The organism is Methanoregula sp., from assembly GCF_049686655.1.
Taxonomy (GTDB): domain Archaea; phylum Halobacteriota; class Methanomicrobia; order Methanomicrobiales; family Methanospirillaceae; genus Methanoregula.
On sequence record NZ_JBAVIG010000043.1, the window covers coordinates 1 to 19,349 of the forward strand.

7 protein-coding genes are annotated in these 19,349 nt (G+C 53.8%); 2 read left to right on the forward strand and 5 right to left on the reverse strand.

The window, feature by feature from the left end:
- Positions 1 to 40: 40 nt before the first annotated feature.
- Together WBL42_RS04825 and WBL42_RS04830 are read right to left on the reverse strand one after the other, a co-directional pair.
- A complete protein-coding gene (locus WBL42_RS04825) occupies positions 41 to 325 on the reverse strand; it encodes a hypothetical protein (RefSeq protein WP_424720133.1) in 285 nt (94 codons plus the stop codon).
- A 363-nt stretch (positions 326 to 688) separates the two neighbouring features.
- Positions 689 to 1,063: a hypothetical protein gene (locus WBL42_RS04830; protein ID WP_424720134.1), complete on the reverse strand. Its 375-nt coding sequence runs from the start codon at positions 1,061 to 1,063 to the stop codon at positions 689 to 691.
- Between the two features lie 1,006 nt (positions 1,064 to 2,069).
- Between WBL42_RS04830 and WBL42_RS04835 the strand changes: the two genes are divergently transcribed.
- Together WBL42_RS04835 and WBL42_RS04840 are read left to right on the forward strand one after the other, a co-directional pair.
- Complete coding sequence (locus WBL42_RS04835) at positions 2,070 to 3,302, forward strand: PLP-dependent aminotransferase family protein (RefSeq protein ID WP_424720135.1); 1,233 nt, start codon at positions 2,070 to 2,072, stop codon at positions 3,300 to 3,302.
- A 234-nt stretch (positions 3,303 to 3,536) separates the two neighbouring features.
- Positions 3,537 to 15,773 (forward strand): tetratricopeptide repeat protein, encoded by a 12,237-nt coding sequence (locus tag WBL42_RS04840; protein WP_424720136.1) that lies wholly within the window; start codon positions 3,537 to 3,539, stop codon positions 15,771 to 15,773.
- 427 nt (positions 15,774 to 16,200) lie between these two features.
- On the opposite strand, the gene WBL42_RS04845 is transcribed toward WBL42_RS04840, so the two are convergent.
- The 3 genes from WBL42_RS04845 to dnaJ form a co-directional block, all read right to left on the reverse strand.
- Positions 16,201 to 16,923 (reverse strand): tetratricopeptide repeat protein, encoded by a 723-nt coding sequence (locus WBL42_RS04845; RefSeq protein WP_424720137.1) that lies wholly within the window; start codon positions 16,921 to 16,923, stop codon positions 16,201 to 16,203.
- Positions 16,924 to 17,188: 265 nt separating this feature from the next.
- Positions 17,189 to 18,157 carry a methyltransferase domain-containing protein gene (locus tag WBL42_RS04850; RefSeq protein ID WP_424720138.1) on the reverse strand — a complete coding sequence of 323 codons (969 nt, stop codon included), beginning with the start codon at positions 18,155 to 18,157 and terminating at the stop codon, positions 17,189 to 17,191.
- Positions 18,158 to 18,218: 61 nt separating this feature from the next.
- On the reverse strand, positions 18,219 to 19,349 hold the full coding sequence (gene dnaJ, locus WBL42_RS04855; RefSeq protein ID WP_424720139.1) for a molecular chaperone DnaJ: 1,131 nt from the start codon (positions 19,347 to 19,349) through the stop codon (positions 18,219 to 18,221).

Genomic DNA, 19,349 nt, shown 5'->3' on the forward strand with positions numbered 1-19,349 from the left:
GAGATAACATACCTCTTAAAAAGGACTGGGATAGAATAATTTATCTGATTTTAGACGCTGCAACGGTTGCTAATTCTTTGAGAGTTTCATAATCTGCCGATGTGCCCCCGCCGACCACATCCTCAAATACATCATCTTTAACAAAAATTATGTCAATTCTTGTTAATTGGATTCCTGCTGATTTAGTTATCGTCATAAACGCTTGACTCGAATCGCCTATTCCCGGATCTGGTAATTGCGTAACGGTAACAGTTGCATTTGCCTGTTCTGTGTTTAATATCTCGTAGCCGGCATTAGCCAAAACGTTGGTCATGGGATCAACCAAATCGTATTAGGAGGAAGTCGTTTATAGTTTATCCTTGGTAAGGAGGAAGTCGCGAGTTCAAATCTCGCCACAGGCTTGCATTAAAAAGTTCAGATTTCTGGACCTCTTTTGTTGATTCCCGTTTACGCCCTGTGACAATGCCCATGGGTCTGTCCGGTCGTACCCTCCCCGCGAAAAAACGATCCATTCACGGGTTTCCCGATCCCGGTATCCTTGACGGAAACCGGAGGGGCAGGGACGCGATCTGTACAGAACCGGCATGACTTTGCGCACGGTTCTCATTCACCGTGGCAGGTTTAACCTCATAATCTGATGGTTGGCAGGAATTTCATAAGAAAAGATCGATCACCTGCCGCAGGCGCATCAGGATCGCTCCAGAAAATTGCGGACAATGAACCATATCCCGAACAGGATGAGGAAGATGGCGATGAGGAGCGGCCAGCGGTTCACCGGCGCCCAGCTGATACCGATACCGATGACGATTAAAAAGATGCCGATGAGTGCAAACGTCCAGCGCGGCCTGCGGGCCTGTACCGGTAATGCGGTATCGCCTGTTTCATACCCTGACAGTTTCATGAACGCGGACCCGAGGAACCCAAGTCCAAGACCGATCAGCACACCCGGCCCGGGATAACCGGCAAGGAGGCCGACCCCCAAGCCGATAAGCACCCCGGCAGGGATCAGGAAGTACCGCCCGTGCTTCCGGTTGCGATATCCAGTATCGTCTCCTGTTGTCATCAGCATATATTGTTTCAACAGGACGATATTGGTTTCGCACGGGATTTTCATCCTGTTTTTGTCGATCGGATGAACCGGGAGTTTATCCGGTTACTCCCGCAAGTGACCGGATAATCGTAGTTTTGCGTGAGTATCCTGTTAACGGATATTGTGCTGTTCCGGAGTTACTACCGGCAGAGCCTGTTTATTCCCGGTCTCATGTCACGTGACAACCGGGTTCCGGCTTTTCCTTTTTAATGGGAGGACGGTCAACCGCTTTCCTCTGCTGCAGGCTCTTTTTGTAATGGGTAATACTTCCTGCTTCCCGTCATGCCAGGAGGATTGTCCGGCCTTTTTGGTCCGGTGTCACAGCGCACCTAGCTAATAATCATGATAAGATCGCCATCTGGCGATACCCGGTAGTGTTTTCTCAGGAAATCATCGCCGGGTGTGCACCGGTTGCCAAAAACAATCTGGAATTTCCGGCGGATATGGTGAAGTGTGTGGCTATCCGGTTCTTCATTAGAATCCGGAGGTATTGCGGATGTCATCATGCAGAGGAGTTTCCGGGCTCGGGTAATAATCCGTGGTAAACGGGGTGTGAAAGTGAAACGCAGGAGCACGCAAATCACGGAAATGTATTGGGAAATATGCGCAGGATTCTTACGGGACATCTGTTCCTCTGTTTTTTTGCTCTGGAGAAATCCTTGTGCCGGAACAAAGAGTATTGGATTATATTTTTGTGCTCTGGAGAAATCATTTTTTTTTCAAAGAGACGATGCCCCGAGTCAAATGGCAGGTAATACAATAGTCATCGCAACCGGGGGATGCCATAGCGGCGGGGGCAAATGCCCAAAAGAGCGTCAGCGATTATGAGGTTTTCACCAGAGCAGTTTTTTTAGTAAATCCTGCTGTTCTCCTGCGCGGAACCGGGATGTTTTCATCAGGATCCCGGCAATTCCCCGTTCCCGGGGGATGATTTTATGGATATCCTGTATGAATATTTTTAGATCACATCTGGTGAACCATGAATCAGAAGGCATCTCCGGCAACCGGTACCGTCCCCTGTTCCGGCCGGCAGTACAGGTTTGCATCGCGGATGGCAAAGACGCCAAAATCATTCATCCGTGAGATCCTCAAGGTAACCGAAAACCCACAGATCATCTCCTTTGCCGGGGGACTCCCGAACCCGGGGCTTATCGATGTCGATGGCATTGCCAGGGCAGCTGCTTCCGTGCTGGCACAGGATGGACGTTCCGCACTCCAGTACTCTACTACGGAAGGATACCTGCCGCTCCGGCGTTACATTGCGGACCGGTACAAAAAACGTCTCGGGCTCGTAATATCTCCGGACGAGATCCTGATCACCAACGGCTCCCAGCAATGCCTCGACCTGCTCGGCAAGGTGCTGGTAAACCCCGGGGACCATGTGGCGATCGAGCGGCCGGGATATCTCGGTGCAATCCAGGCTTTCTCCCTCTATGAACCGGTCTTCCATCCGATCCTGCTCCACGAGGACGGGCCGGATATGGCACAGTTCGCCCATGAGATTGAACGCCACGCCATCCGGTTTTTCTACGGTGTCCCTAACTCACAGAACCCATCGGGGATCACCTATTCGGAAGACCGGCGCCGTGAGATCGGGAAACTTCTTGCCGGCCGGGACACGCTTGTTATCGAAGACGATGCCTACGGGGAGCTCTCGTTTGACGGTATCGCACTTCCTTCGCTGCGGACATTTCTTCCGGACCAGACGATCATCACCGGATCGTTCTCCAAGATCCTGGCACCGGGCATGCGGCTTGGCTGGGTGGTTGCACCACAACAGGTCATGGATCAGCTCGTTGTTGCAAAACAGGCCTCTGATCTCCATTCCAATTACCTCTCCCAGAGAATTGCGTACGAGTACCTGCTCCACGAGGATATTGACAAACGGATAGAGGGGATCCGTGAAGCCTATAAACAACAGTGCGGACTGATGATCTCCCTTATAGAAGAAATGATGCCGGACTCGGTAACCTGCACTCACCCGAAAGGGGGGATGTTTGTCTGGATGACCCTGCCGGAAAAGATCTCGTCCATGGAGGTCTTTGAGCGGGCAATCCGTGACCAGGTGGCAGTCCTCCCGGGCACGCCATTCTACGTAGACGGGGGCGGGAATACTAACCTGCGGATCAATTTCTCCAATGCAACGCCGGAAAAAATTCGGGCCGGTATCGGGCGGCTCTCCCGGGTGATCCGTACACTTGAGCGGGAATGATCCGGCCGGTTCCCGGCCCTGCACTTGTCTTTCCCGACCATCCCCCTTATACGGATGGAGTATAAAAATAGTATTCATTAATCCGGATAGTACATGCATATGTACCGGAAAGGGTATAAAGCGCCTTTATGAAACCTTATACCTGAGTAATAACACCGGCAAGAGATCGGCACGCGCGAAAAGATATGGGGACCATGGCAGACCCGGGACAATCATTACGAGGGAATTTTATCCATGAACAAGAGTGATGCGGAAGCGTTGTTGCGACAGGGCATTGAACTCTATGAACTCGGGCGGTTCCAGGAAGCAATCGTCATGTTCGACCGTGGCCTGGCCCTCTACCCCAACTTAGCCAAAGCCCATTATTTCAAGGGCATAGCGCTGTACGATCTTGGCAGGTTCGAGGATGCGATCGCTGCTTATGACCAGGCAATCACGATCGATCCTACGGACCCCAATACCTGGTACAATAAAGCGGCCACGCTTGCACAGGTAGGCAGGAACGAAGAGGCCCTGGTTGCCTGCGATCGTCTCCTGTCCATCCAGTACGATAATGCCGAGGCATGGATCCTCAAGGGTATCGCGCTCTATGAACTCGGGCGGTTTTCCGATGCAATCTCGGCTTACGACCATGCCCTGATGGTCGACCCCCGGCATGCCAAAGTCTATTACAACAAGGGGATTGCCCTCGCCGATCTCGGCAGGCACCAGGAAGCGATCTATTCGTACAACAAGGCGATCGAGATCGTGCCCGCATATGCACGGGCCTATTACAACAAGGGGATCTCGCTGTACGATATCGGGAAATTTGACGAAGCCCTGGCAGCGTTCAACAAAGCATACGAGATCGATCCTTCCGACATCTGGACCTGCTATTACCGGAGTTTTATCCTGGCAAAGCAGGAACGGCACGAAGATGCAGTCATATCCGCAGACCTCTTCCTCGAGCACGAGACCGGCCATGGGGACATCTGGGCGGTAAAGGGGATATCCCTCTATAAACTCGGGAAATACGAGGAGGCTGTGACCGCCCTGCACCAGGCAACAGAGCTGAATGCCGGGCTTGCCGATGCATGGTATTACCTGGGACTTGCCCAGAGCAAACTGAACCTGTATGCCGATATGGTGAATACGTTCTCCCGTGCGATTGAGGCGGCACCGGCAAATTCGACCGCGTATTTCCAGCGCGGGCTCGCCTACTACTACCTGAAACAATTCCGGGAAGCGGTACAGGACCTGGACCGTACGCTCTCGTTCGAACCGGACAATTTTGAAGCCTGGTTCCGGCGGGGTGTGGCCTGCATCAACCTGAGCAGGTACGAGGACGCCTATGACTCGTTCTCGCACGGGCTTACCCTCCGGGAAGATCATGCCGGGTCATGGTATTACAGCGGGATTGCCCTGACCCGGCTGGGACGGCACAAGGAAGCGATCGAATCCTTTGAAGCTGCACTCCAGCTGGACCCGGATTGTTCTTCCGCCGCATTCCAGGAAGGGATCTCGTATGCAAGCCTTGGCCGGTTCAGTGAATCTGTGGAAGCCTATGACCGTGCGCTCCGGATAAACCCCGGTTTTTCCGATGCCCTGTACCACAAGGGTTTTGCCCTTGCAAAACTGGGAAGGAATGAGGATGCGGTTGCAGAATTCGAGCGCACGGTCGCATTCGACCCGTCCAATGCACTGGCATACCACCAGAAAGGCCTGCAGCTGTTCCGGCTGGGCCGGTATGAAGAAGCGATCGAATCCTTTGACAACAGTATCGCATTAAAACCGGGATATGCCCAGGCGTTCTACGATAAAGGGGTTGCGCTTGTCAAGCTCGGCCGGCTCGAACAGGCACTCGATGACTTCAGCGAGGCAGTCACCATCAACCCCCGGTATATCAATGCCCATTACCAGCGCGGGCTCGCATTTGTCCAGCTGGGCAGGCCTGATGAGGCCATCTCCGCATTCGACCTTGCAATCGGGATCGACCCCACCCACACCCTTGCACTCTATCACCGGGGTTCCGCGCTGGTCCGGCTCGGCCGGTACGGGGAGGCGGTTGCTGCTTTTGACGCGGTACTTGCAATCTCACCCCAGAATACCAATGCCCTGTATGAAAAAGCGATGGCCCTGTTCAGCCTGCTGCGCTACCAGGAAGCAGTCCGTTGTTTTGAGGAAGCCCTGGACCAGAACCCCTCCCTTACAGAGGGGTGGCTCCACCTTGGGATCTCGCTTGCGCACCTTGGCCAGCTCGACGAGGCAATCCAGGCATTCGATAAATCCCTTGGGTTGAACCCGAAACTTTCGGAAGCTGCCATGCGGAAAGGGATCGCCCTTTATACCCTCAAAAGATATGAAGACGCGATTGGTGTCCTGAACCTGGCGCTCGATGACAACACGCGGGACGTGTATGCGTGGTGCTACAAGGGGCTTGCCCTCGTTGCGCTGGGCAGGTATGAGGAAGCAGTCCGTTCGTTCGACAAGACCCTGGAGATCAACCGCCGGTGTGCCCGGGCATTTTACGAAAAGGGCAATGCCCTCTCGCGCCTCGGGAAACCCCTCGAAGCGGTTGTCTCGTACGACCAGGCGCTGGAGATCTCACCTGACGACCCGAAACTCCTGTACCACAAGGGGGTTGCACTTGCCCAGAAAGAGCGGTATGACGACGCGATCACGGCGTTTGAGGACTCCCTTGCCATTGAACCGGACAATGCAGCCGGCTTTTACTACCTTGGTATTGCCTATGCGGGACGCGAGCGTTATGATGATGCGATCCGTGCCTTTGAAAGTTCCCTCTCTCTCGACCCCACCAATGCCCAAGCCTACCATTTCAAGGGAATTTCGCTCATCCAGCGGGAACGGTATGACGAGGCGGTAAAGGCATTTTCCAGCGCACTGACAATTGATCCCGAAAATGCCTCATCCTATTATTATATGGGCCTCTCCTATCTCCAGGCAAAACAGTACGGGGACGCCATCTCTACCCTTGAGCATGCGACCCGCATGGACCCCACCCTCACCGACGGGTTCATGTACGAGGGTATCGCACTTGCTGCATTGTCCCGCTACGAAGAGGCAATACCGCTCCTTGACAGGAGCATTGCAGCCAATCCCTCCCTGATCGAAGCCATGATCTGCCGGGCAAACTCCCTGTATATCCTGGGGAGGTACGACGAAACGGTCGAGGCGGACGACCGTATCCTCTCCCTCAACCCGACCCTTATTGATATCTGGATGCAGAAAGGCAATGCACTCTTCAGCCTGTCCCGGAAACAGGAATCGATCAATGCCTATACAAAGGCGCTCGAGATCCAGCCGGGCCTTGCAGAGGGCTGGGTCAGGAAAGGCCATGCATTCGCCGATCTCAACAAGATCCCGGATGCGATCAGCGCGTATACCCGGGCCCTCGATATCAACCCTTCCCTGCACGAGATCTGGATGCAGAAAGGGGATGCACTCAACAAGATCGGGAAGACTGACGATGCAATCTCTGCATATGCAAAATCCCTCAAAGTCGATCCTGACCAGGAGGCAGGCTGGATCAAGAACGGGAGGGCACTCTATGATCTCGGCCGGTACCAGGATGCAATCGATGCATTTGACAATGCAATCTCCTTAAACCAGCGGAGTATCGAGGCATTCTATTACAAAGGGATGGCGCTTGAGAAGGTCAACCGGATGGAAGGGGCGATCCATGTCTTTGAGATCCTTCTCGAGATCGATCCAAAGAACAGCGATGCACAGTATCACAAGGGACTCGCCCTCGCCCGGCTGGGGGATCACCGGGATGCAATCACGTCCTTTGAGAAGACGATTGCACTGCTCCCCGGGTTTGCACAGGCCTACTATTACAAAGGAAAATCCTTAATCGAGATCGGCAAGTATCCCGAGGCAATCCTGACACTTAACCGGGCTCTTGAGACAGAACCCTCCTATACGGAGGCATTTTATTATCTCGGCCTTGCGCTCTTAAAGACCGGTAAATATTCCCAGGCCCTTGAGGCATTTGACAAAAATCTCTCAAAGGATACCAGTAATGCCCCCGGTCATTTCAACCGGGGCATTGCACTCGAGAAACTGGGAAGACACGAGGAGGCGCTGGAGGCACTCGACCGGGCATTGATCTATGACCCGGAAAATTCCCTTGCCTTCTACCACAAAGGGAAATCGTATGCTGAACTGAAACGGTACGCCGATGCGGTCTTCGCATTCGACAAGACGCTCCAGCTCAAGCCGAAATATACGGATGCCCGGTTGCGGAAAGGTATTGCCCTGTTCCTTCTGGGCAGGTACCCGGATGCCCTCAACGATTTTGACAAGACTATCCAGGAGAATGCAAACAATTTCCAGGCGCATTATTACAAGGCCCGTACCCTCGCCGACCTGGCGAGGTTCGACGATGCGGGTGAAGAATATTCCCGTGCGCTGGAACTGGATGTCAATTCTGCCGATGCACATTTCTATTTCGGCCTGTCACTCTTTGAACTCTCACGCTTTGAAGAAGCGCTGGTGGAATTCGATCTGGCTATCAGCCTGCAGCCGGATCATGCCATGGCATATTATCACCGGGGTCTCGGGCTGGTCCGGCTTAACCGTCCCCGCGATGCGGTCATGGCATTTGACAAATGCCTCGCTCTTGCATCCTCATATGCCCCGGCCCATTACCAGCGGGGAAGATCGCTCTATGATATCGGCCTGTACCAGGATTCTGTCGATGCATTTGACCGCACCCTCGAATACAATCCTGCTGATGCCGATGCTGCGCTCTCGAAGTCCCGTGCCCTGCATGATCTCGGGCGTTATGAGGAGTCCCTGTCGGCAGGCGAGACAGCAATCTCGATCAATGCCGGGCTTCCGGATGCATGGTACCGCAAAGGAGTGGCCCTTGCAGATCTCGGACGGTTTACTGACGCAGTCGAAGCATTTGACCGGGCAATTGAACGCGATCCGCAGGCCGCAAAGACCCATTACGATCGCGGGACAGCCCTCGCAAAGCTCGGGAAGTTCCTGGAAGCCGTGGAATCGTTCGATCGGGTCCTCGTCCTGATCCCCAATTATGTCCCGGCGTTCTTCCACAAGGGAAATGCCCTTGCGGAAGTCGGCATGCCTGAGGAGGCAGTCCTCTCGTATAACATCGCCCTTGAAATTAATCCTGATGACTCTGCCGTGCTCTTCCAGAAAGGGATGGCACTCTCCCGTCTGGAGAATTTTGATGAGGCAATTATTGCGTTTGATGCATCGTTTACCATCGATCAGAATAACGCTGATGCAGTATACCAGAAAGGACTTGCCCTTGCCGCTCTCGGCCGCCAGGATGAAGCAGCCTCTGCATTTAACCAGGCGCTTATCATCGATCCCGGCAACAGGGATGCGTTGTACCATAAGGGGCTTGCCCTTGCGGAAATGGGTGAATTCACCGACGCAATCGATATCCTGACCCGGACCCTCGATACCAGCCCGAAGAATGCAAATGCCTGGCTCATACGCGGCTTCTGCCTGTTCGCTGTCGAGAAGTTCCGGGAATCAGTGGCATCGTACGATCATGCGCTCGAACTGGATGGCAGCAACCCCCATACCTGGTTCTACAAGGGCCGGGCCCATATAAGTCTCGGGGAGGATGAGGAAGCAGCCGGTGCATTTGACCGTGCCCTCGCGATTGTGCCGGAGTTCGGCGAGGCATTTTATTACAAAGGCGTGGCCCTCTTCCGGCTGAAAAAATTCCCGGATGCTGCAGCCGCATTCGATGAAGCGAACAGGATCATGCCGGAGTTCATCGATGCATTCCGTGAGAACGGCAGGACTCTTTCAGCGCTCGGGCGGTACCGGGAAGCGACCGTGGCATTCGAACGGGTCCTTTCCGTCAATAATGACGACCTTGTCGCACGGTACGGCCTTGCCCGTTCGCTCGATCACCTTGGATCCTACAAGGAGGCAATTTCCTCGTATGGCGACGTCAACAGGATAGCACCGGACTGCGAGCGGGCATTCTTTTACAAGGGCTTTGCCCAGATGCTTACCGGGCAGTATGACGAAGCCGCCGAATCGTTCACCCGTACTCTTGAGATCAATTCTGCCAACATCGAGGCATGGCAGGAAAAAGGCAAGGCACTCACCATCCTGGAAAAATATGCAAGCGCGGTTGAAGCGTTCGATGGCTATCTTTCTGTAAAACCGGACAGTCCGGAGATTCTCTTCCGGAAAGGACTGGCATTAACCGAGCTTGGGAAAAACGAACCCGCCCTCGAAACGTTTGAGATGTGCATCGCCCTGGGCCTCGATACGGCAGCCATCCACGCGGAACTGGCACAATGCCTGTATCTCCTCAGCCGTTATGAGGAGGCGATACACTCTGCAGACCGTGCCCTTGCCCTTGAGAATAAAGATATCCGGTCCCTCCTGGTAAAAGGTGAATCGCTGGCACTTCTTGGGCGTTATCCTGAATCCATAGATGCATTTGATGCAGCTCTCATGCTGGATCCGGAGAATGGACGTGCGCATAAAGGACGCGGGACATCTCTTGTCAGGACAGGGAGATATGAAGACGCAGTTATCGCACTGGACCATGCCCTTGAATCGGATACCGCCAATGCCGGGCTGCTCACCTGCAAAGGATATTCTCTTTACTACCTGACGCGCTATAAAGAGGCAATTGAGGCGTTTGGCAAGGCCCTCAGGCGCAAACCCCAGACCGCACGGGCCCTCCTCTTCCGGGGAAAAGCATACTGTCATATCAGCCGGTTTGACGACGCCATTGCCAGTTTTGAGAAACTGATAAGCATTGATCCGAAGAATGCTCCTGCCTGGTATTACAAAGGACGGGGACTCTCCCGGAAGGGCCTCCACCAGGATGCCCTTGCGGCATTTGAACAGGCCGTGGCCCTCGATGGTGCCTGCACCCCGGCCTGGTACAACAAGGCGCGTGAACTGAGTACTCTCGAACAGTATGAAGAAGCGATCCCGGCATTCGATCGTGCCCTCGACCTGAAGCCCGATCTCCAGGACGCAGCGTGCCGGAAAGGAGTTGCGCTTGCTGCCCTGAACCGGCCTGAAGAGGCGGTTGCTGCATTTGACTGTGCACTCACCATAGGGCCGGGGACCAGCGGACTGCTGTATGCCCGGGGAAAATCCCTCATGCATCTTGGCCGGTTTGAAGATGCCCTCGCATCCTTCAACGGTACCCTTGCCCTCTCTCCCGAGGATGCAGCTGCATGGCTTGATAAGGGACAGACATTGCTGAACCTGAAAGACTATACTGGTGCGATTGAGGCTTTTGACAAGACCCTCTCCCTCAACCCGGGATCCGCACAGGCATCCTTCAGCAGGGCACAGGCCCTGTCAGCACTCGGAAACGACGTGGAAGCAATCAGGTCCTACAGTACTGCGCTGGACATTGATTCGACCTGGTATGATGCAGCTTATTACCGGGGCTGTGCCCAGCTGAGGCTTGAAGATTATGACGGCGGCATCAGGTCCTTTGAGTACGTGATCGAATCTGTCCCCGGACATGCCCTTGCCCATTATCACAAAGGTCTTGCACTCCAGGCCCTGGGAAAATATGAGAAGGCGATCAGGTCCTATAAGCAGGCGCTCACGCATGATAATTCAATCCTCGACGCAGTATACGAGACAGGTCTTTGCTATGCAGGCCTTGGGAAATATGAGAACGCACTGAGAGCGTTTGACAAGATGCTGGAACTGACTCCCGACAGTGCGATGGTATTGTACCAGAAAGGGAGATCGCTTTCCCGCCTCTTCCGGTTTGAGGAGGCACTCCCGGCTGTCGATGCTTCACTCAGCCTCGAAAATAATTCAGCAGATGTCTGGATCCTGAAAGGAAGCGCACTGTACGAATTGGGCAGGTTCGAAGAATCCCTGGAAGCGTTTGATCGCGCGATTGCTCTTGCACCCGAAAGCGGCATTGCCTGGTACCGGAAAGGAAAATCCCTCCTTGAACTGTCACGATACGCAGATGCCGTTCCCTGTTTCGATCAGGTGCTTGCAATTGATGAAAACTGTGCCGGGGCATGGCTCAAGAAAGGGAGTGCCCTCCTCTCCCTTGGGCAGTTTAAGTCTGCCGTAGATATCCTGGCCCGGGCACTCGAACTCAAACCACAGGCAGCAAACGGCTGGTACGACCGGGCCATTGCCCTGATGGAAGAGGGTCGTGACGAAGAAGCGGTTACTTCGTATGACCGTGCAATCGCAATCAACCGGAAATATACCAATGCCTGGTATGACCGGGGAATTGTCCTTGCACGTCTTGGCCGTGACCGTGATGCCATTTCATCGTTTGAAAGTGCGACGGCAATCGATCCACACTTTACCAATGCCCTGCACGAAAAAGGTCTCGCCCTGGAACGCCTCCAGAAGCATAAGGATGCGCTTGCGTCCTTTGAAATGGTGCTTTCCATCAATCCTTCTGACGTACCGGCACTGTATCACAAGGGACTCGCGCTCTTTAACCTCCGGCAGTTTGAGGATGCAGCTTCAGCATTTGGCTCCGCTCTCGACCTGGATGCATCCCTGTTCGATGCCTGGTACCGCCAGGGAATATCCTACGTTCATCTCGGTAATCCGGATGAGGCGATCACTTCTCTGGACCAGGCAATCCGGATCAACCCGCAATCCTTTGATGCGCTCTTTGAAAAAGGACTGGTCCTCTCCGAACGTGCCGATTATACCGGGGCAATCACTGAATTTTCCCGTGCCCTGGAAGCAGATGACCAGAAACGGGATTGCCACTACGCCATGGGGCTTGCCTATGCAGCGCTCGGAAAACCTGATGAGGCGCTCGCTGCATTTTCCCGTTCCATTGCTCTCGACCCCGGGTTTACGGACGGATACTTCAACAAGGGAACTGCTCTCGAACAGCTGGAGCGGTTTGATGAGGCGGTCCTGGCTTTTGATGATCTCCTCTCCAGGGTCCCGGATCATGCAGATGCCTGGTATCACCGTGCCGCGGCATCTGAACATATCGGTAAGGACGAGGAGGCATGTGAGGCATACGAGAAGGCCCGGCACCTGGACCCGGAGAATACCGGTATCATGTACGCTGAAGGAAAAGTCCTGTCCCGTCTTGGACGGCTGGAAGATGCGATACGGGTATTCGATATTGCCCTCGGCATCGAACCCGGTTATGGTGAGATCCTGCTGGACAAGGGAAAGGCTCTTGCCCGGCTGGGCCGCCACACTGAAGCAGAGCTGGTACTCGGGGATGCTGCAGCACACCTCCCGAAACAACCGGAGCCTTCCGTCATGCGGGGCATCTCGCTGACAGAACTGGAACGTTATGAGGAAGCAGTTGCTGCGTTCGATACAGCCCTGGCCCTCACCCCCGGTAACCCGGAGGTCTGGTTCCGGAAGGGAATTGCCCTGTCGCTGCTGGGCCGACACGATCTGGCCATCTCGGCATTTGACAAAGTCTTAGAAGAGCTCCCGGGCGATCTGGAAGCACATCTCGGCAAAGGGCGTGCCCTCTACGAAACAGGGAAATTCGGCGAAGCAGTCCGTTCGTTTGAGCAGGTCATTGGGCTGTCCCCCGGGCATGCCGCTGCATGGTACGATAAAGGCCTGGCTTTATTCAGGCTGAACCAGTACGCAGAAGCGATTGAGGCCATTGAGCAGACGCTGAAGTACGATCCCGGAAATCACGAGGCCATGTATTTTGAGGCTGCTTCCTATCTGGCACTCGGGAAGTACGAGGAAGCCGTTGAATCCTACAACCACCTCCTCACGCTGACGCCGGAAAACGACATTGCCTGGTACGAGCAGGGAACTGCCCTTGCGAAGATCAACCGCTATGCCGATGCAGTTACTGCATTTAACCAGGCGATCCGTATCAGGCCAGATTATTTCGATGCCCTGTTTGCACGTGCATGCTCGCTCGATAATCTGAACAGGCCGGCCGATGCCATTGAGGCATATAACCAGGCACTTGCAATCCAGCCGCTGCATGTCCCGTCCCTCCATCTCAAGGGTGCGGCACTGGTGAAAATCGGGAAATTTGAGGAGGCTGTAAAAGTCATCGACCGGGCCCTGGAGATCGACCCATCCTACATTGAAGCAGTATATGACAAGGGCCGGGCTCTTGCGTCCCTGGGCATGTACCGCGAGGCTGTAAAAACATTTGACAAGGTACTCAGCCTTGAGAAAAATTACGGGGATGTCTATTTCGATAAAGGTCTTGCGCTCGAGAAGCTGGGCCGTCATGACGAAGCGATCGTTGCCCTGAACAAGACGCTGGACCTGGACGCCGGTAACTGGCAGGCATGGTACCACAAAGGGATCTCACTTTCAGAAGTCGGACGCCAGAAAGATGCGACCGAAGCGTTTGATCAGGTGATAGCGCTCCAGCCGAGATCGATTGATGCATGGCTCCATAAGGGCATGGTCCTTGCATCCACAGGAAAATACAACGATGCTGTCGAGGCATATGTCAGGACCCTCGAAATTGATCCCACCAATGCCGATGCCTGGTATCTCAAGGGCAGCGCAATTTTTGCAGTTGCAGGATATGAGGATGCGATCGAGGCATTCAACAGGGCCCTGGAGATCAAACCCGATTATGTCTCTGCGTACTATGACAAGGGACGGGCACTCTACCACATGAAAATGTTCAAGGAGGCGATCCTGGCATATGATAACGCCCTCTCGATCCAGCCAAAATTTGTCGAGGCGCTATACCACAAAGGAAATGCCCAGATCAGGATCTCTTCGTTCGATGCAGCCATTGTCTCGTTTGAACAGGCCCTGAAGATCCGCCCCAATCTCGGGTATATCTGGACGGGGAAAGGGATCGCCCTTGCCTGTCTCGGGAGGGATCAGGACGCCATCAGTTTCTTCCACAAGGCCCTCGGCATTGATCCAAAAGATATCCAGGCAAACTACCACATCGGTGTCTCGCTCCTGCGCCTTGGGAAATATCATGAAGCGGTAAAGAACTTCGAGGCTGCACTTGCCGGCCGGCCCGATTGTGCTGAAGGGTTCTACCAGAAGGGCCGGGCGCTTGCCATGCTCTCCATGAACCACGAGGCAATTGTGGTGTATGACAAGGCAATTGCACTGAAAGAGAACTTTACGGAAGCGTGGCTCTACCGGGGGATTTCCCGTGCCAGCCTCAGCCAGTATGACCAGGCACTCGGCGATTATGACCAGGCACTGGCGCTCCATGCCGCATACGCGGCTCCCCATGTTTTCCGGGGAATCGCCCTGATCCACCTGGACCGGCACGAAGAAGCAATTGCAGCTTTTGACGAGGCGATCTCGCTCCAGCCCGATTACGCCGAAGCATATTATTACAAGGGACTCGCGCTCCTCCGGCAGTCACTCTATGACGATGCCATCAGCGCGTTCGATAATGCCCTCGACAGCAACCCGAAGTATGCCGAGGCGTATTACAACAAGGGTGTAGCCCTCGCCTGCAAAGAACTCTTTGACGAGGCGATCCGGGCATTCAATATGGCACTCGGGATCCAGCCGGAATATTCAGAAGCGATTTATGAACGGGGCCGGGCACTCAAGAATACCGGAAAGCAGAAGGATGCCATCGCTTCCTTTGACCAGGTCCTTACCCTGAATCCCGGGTCTGCACCTGCAATTTATGAGAAAGGTAGGGCACTCTTTACTCTTGGCAATTTTACGGCAGCCATAACTGCATTCGATCGTGCAATCGATATAAATCCCGGCTGCTGGCAGGCATTTTTCTGGAAAGGGCAGGCCCTTTCAGAGCAGGGAAGTTTCGATGCTGCCATCACGGCATTTGACCGGGCACTAGAGATCATGCCCCGCCTGCCTGTCCTGTATGACCAGCGGGGACTTGCGTATGCAGCACTGGAACAGTACCGTGAGGCAATACAGTCCTACGACCATGCACTGGAGATCGATCATACCCCGAGGGTGTTCGCACACAAAGGAGTTTCCCTTACAGAACTCGGGATGATCCGGGATGCCATCGAAGCTTTCGACAAGGCGCTTGACCTGGACCAGGACCTTGCTGAAGCGTGGATGGGGAAAGGAAACGCCTTCTACGATCTCGGTAAATATTCGGAAGCGGAAACTGCCTACAACCGGGGCCTTAACCTGGATCCGGAAAATGCAGTCGCATGGACCCGCTACGGCATGGTCCTCTCATCGCAGCAAAAATACGAAGCCTCCCTGGAATCCTATGACAGGGCATTGCAGATCGATCCGACATTCTCGATAGCATATTTTACCAAGGGCAGTGCTCTCATTGCCCTCGGCCGCAACGAGGAAGCGGTTGAAGCGTTCAATGCGATGATCACCATCCAGCCTGAATTTGTCGATGCCTGGATCCACAAGGGACGGGCACTGCAGGAGATGGGGATGTACCAGGACGCGCTTACGGCGTTCAAACGTGCCCTGGAGATTGAACCCGCCCGTAAAGAGATATGGAACGATATCGGTGACATCCTCGAAAAGATCGGCAAACACGAGGAAGCAAAAATCTGTTACGAGAAGGCTAAATAATTTTTTTTTGGTATAGTCCCCTTCTAGCGACTATTTTATTAACCGACCCTGCCCCGTTACCTTTAGCGAACGCTCTTGGGGGCTCCAGCACATTGTGCTTCCGCCCCCGCCGCCAGGCATCCCCCATAGTGCGATAGGCCCTCAGAAGATTGATGGGGGGTCAAGGGGGCGCTCCCCGTGGGCTGCCTCCCCCTTTGGGGGAGAGAGGGGGTCACCCTCATAAATGCCACCGAGCTTAACTGAAGCACAAAGAAAACGGATTTCGACAGAACATAACGTGGAACTTTTTTCAAGTTGGATATAGTAATATTTATAAAATTTATTTTCCGTCGATAATACAGTGCAATTTTGGTAGTTAAAATGGTACTATACCATTTTTTTGATTATCAACGGTCTCTGCTGTTTAATTGTCCCTTAAAAGGGGAAATTATTCCGGTTTTTCACGAAGGAAGAAAAACCAGAGTGCAATTCCTGCACACAGGATAATACTTCCAAGGATTATCCCGGCATATTTCACATAAAAGGGAGTAGACGCATCCCTCAGCTGGACGGCCATATTACGATAATATGCAAGCCGGGGATATTCCGGATTTATTGTCTGGACTTTATCGAATGCCGCGATTGCCTCGTCATACCTCCCCATTCCCCCCAGGGCAAATCCTTTATTGAACCATGCCTCGTCATTGTTCGGATCGATCTCAATCGCCTGGTCAAACGCAAGGATTTGGTCGTTATAATACTCATTTGCGGTATTTAAATCCTGGATCTGGTTTTCATACAATAAACCGATATTATAGAGGATCTGACCACGGTTGATCCAGCCCTGGGCATATGCGGGGGAGATACTGAGACTCTTGTTCGATGCGGCGAGAGCTGCATTCAGACCGGTCTGGTTGAAACCGTCCGCTGTATGGGCAGCCCTGTTGAGTGCATCAGCCTCTCCATTCCAGGCTTCATAATAATCCGGTTCAAGGAGAATTGCCTGATCATACGCCGTGACGGCCTGCGTATAATTCTTTGACTGCAATAAATCGTTTCCCTGTGTGTACCAACTCACCGCATCACTTGAATACGCCGAGACCGGGATGACGAGGGCGAGCAGGACAATAAAAACTGCTGCCAGAACTGCTATGCCGTTGATTGTCTTCATAGTTACCGGAATATATCTGGTGCGATTACCATAAAAGAATTCATTTTTATGCTCTGGTGAAAACCTCATAATCGCTGACGCTCTTTTGGGCTTTGCCCCCGCCGCTATGGCATCCCCCAGTTGCGATGACGACGTATTATCTGCCATTTGATTCGGGTCATCGCACTGCGCCCCGTCCCCGCGGGGGACTGGTGGCGCAAGAGGGGGGCATCGTCTCTTTGAAAAAAAAATGATTTCTCCAGAGCACATTTTTATGCTGTCGTTATCATGATCCCAGCACCAGCACCCGGCGCGTGAGACTTTTGTGGACACGCTGGTCATGGTTCTGGAGAACAGTCATATACCGGGATGCGATAGCGGAAATGTCCCGGTGCGTAACAACGATTGCACGCCTCCCGGGTCTGATCAGTCTTCGGATCTCTTCGAGGGCATCGGTATACAGCCGGTCCATGGTATCCGTTTTTCTGATACAGACTGATTGTCCGTAAGGAAAATCCGTAACAATCGTGTCGATCGATCTGTCCCGGAATGGCAGGGAGGTTGCATCGGCCTGCAGGAACAACGAACCAGGGGAATTCTTTATGCTTCCCTGTATCATGAACCGATCAAAATCACACCCTACCGGGTAAAACCCGAGCATCCCCGCTTCGATGAGGAGCCCTCCCGTACCGCAGAACGGGTCCAGGAGGATGTCTCCTTTCCGGGCACAGGCAAGATTGACCAGGGTCCGGGCCATCCGCGGCATCATCACGCCGGGATGGAAAAAATCCCGCTTCCCGGGATTGCGGACATCATATGCGGATCGATCTATCGTGAACAATACACGGCCAAAATAGCATTTGTCCTCAGACAGGATTGCCCGAAATTCCACTTCAGGGTGATTTAATGAGACCGGGCCGGTAACCATAGTGCCGATCAGGTTCTCAAATTCCCTCTGGGACTGTGGATTCCGTTCATGACACCCGCCATGAACTTTCTTGGTCCTTCCGGCAAACGGCCGCGATGTTTCCAGACTGAGATCCCTGAGCAGATCCTGAAAAGCGGGAGGGGTAGGGTCACATTCTCCCAGGTACTCAAGTACGCCCTGCGTCATGGCGAGACGATGCGCTTCAGCCGGGTGCGGGCATTCGGCAACTGCTACCTGGAGGCGCCGGTCCAGCAGGGAACCGATACACTCAAGCTCAGCGAATGGAAGCGTGGGATTTTCACCGGAGAGCTCGAAGATCAGTTTCATCCTGAATAGATGGTACCTGAAGACTCAAAAATACGTGGGAAAAAATGAACGATAAAAGAGATTATTTTTTAGGCTTCTTTTTTCCCATGATGCCGGAAAAGAAACCAGACCCGCCACTGGACTTTCCTTCAAGTTCGGCAAGTTTCTCGTACAGTTCTTTCTGATCCCCGGTGACAGATTTGGGCGTCACGATTTTCACGCGTATGAGAAGATCGCCGTGTTTACCCCGTCGCTTCACTCCCTCACCGCCAATCTTGAGCGCAGTGCCAAACTGGATTCCCGCCGGGACTTTCAGGTCAATATGACGCTTATCGATCGTCTCGATCTCCGTTGTAGTGCCGAGGACTGCCTGGGCAGGGCTGATCTCGATGGTGGTCTCAAGATTGTCACCCGACCGTATGAAACGGTCATGGGGCTGGACATAAACTTCGAGGAACAGATCACCATTGGCCGCTCCGTAATCCCCTGCTTCACCATAACCTTCCATACGCAGGCGCATGCCGCTGTCGATTCCGGCCGGTATATGGACGGAGACTTTCCGCTTCACCCGGGAGTGGCCGGAACCATGACATTCCCTGCAGACCTTTTCGGGGATCTTGCCCTTGCCGCCGCACTGGGTACAGGTCGACATCCTGACAAACTGCCCGAAAGGAGAACTGGTTGCCTGCCGCATCTGGCCGCTTCCCCCGCACCGGGGACAGACATTCAAACGCTTTGTCTCGCTGCCGGAACCGCTGCAGGCAGCACACGGCTCCGAATGCATGACCTCGATCTCCCGGTCCATTCCTGCAACTGCATCCTCAAGACGGATCTGGATCCGCATCAGGAGATCGGCGCCTGGCTGGGGACCGGTTCTCCGCTGACCCCCGCCGCCAAAGAAATCGAAGATGTCGCCAAAGCCGGAGAAATCGGTATGGAAACCGCCGTTACCCTGCCCCCCCGCCCCGGAATAGGAACCTTTCGAGGCATTGGTGAACGTCTCGTGACCCATATTGTCATACTGTGCCTTTTTCTGGTCATCGGAGAGGACACTATAGGCCTCGTTGATCTCCTTGAATTTCTCTTCTGCACCGGGTTCCTTGCAGACATCCGGATGATATTTCCGTGCGAGATTCCGGTACGCCTTCTTGATCTCCTTATCGTCCGCACTCCGGGGAACACCTAAGGTAACGTAATAATCTCCCGCACTCAT

Bases quoted from the DNA above. Each gene is read 5' to 3' on its own strand.
- WBL42_RS04835 (WP_424720135.1), top strand. From the start codon at position 2,070: ATGAATCAGAAGGCATCTCCGGCAACCGGTACCGTCCCCTGTTCCGGC.
- WBL42_RS04830 (WP_424720134.1), bottom strand. From the start codon at position 1,063: ATGACAACAGGAGACGATACTGGATATCGCAACCGGAAGCACGGGCGG.
- dnaJ (WP_424720139.1), bottom strand. From the start codon at position 19,349: ATGAGTGCGGGAGATTATTACGTTACCTTAGGTGTTCCCCGGAGTGCG.
- WBL42_RS04850 (WP_424720138.1), bottom strand. From the start codon at position 18,157: ATGAAACTGATCTTCGAGCTCTCCGGTGAAAATCCCACGCTTCCATTC.
- WBL42_RS04845 (WP_424720137.1), bottom strand. From the start codon at position 16,923: ATGAAGACAATCAACGGCATAGCAGTTCTGGCAGCAGTTTTTATTGTC.
- WBL42_RS04840 (WP_424720136.1), top strand. From the start codon at position 3,537: ATGAACAAGAGTGATGCGGAAGCGTTGTTGCGACAGGGCATTGAACTC.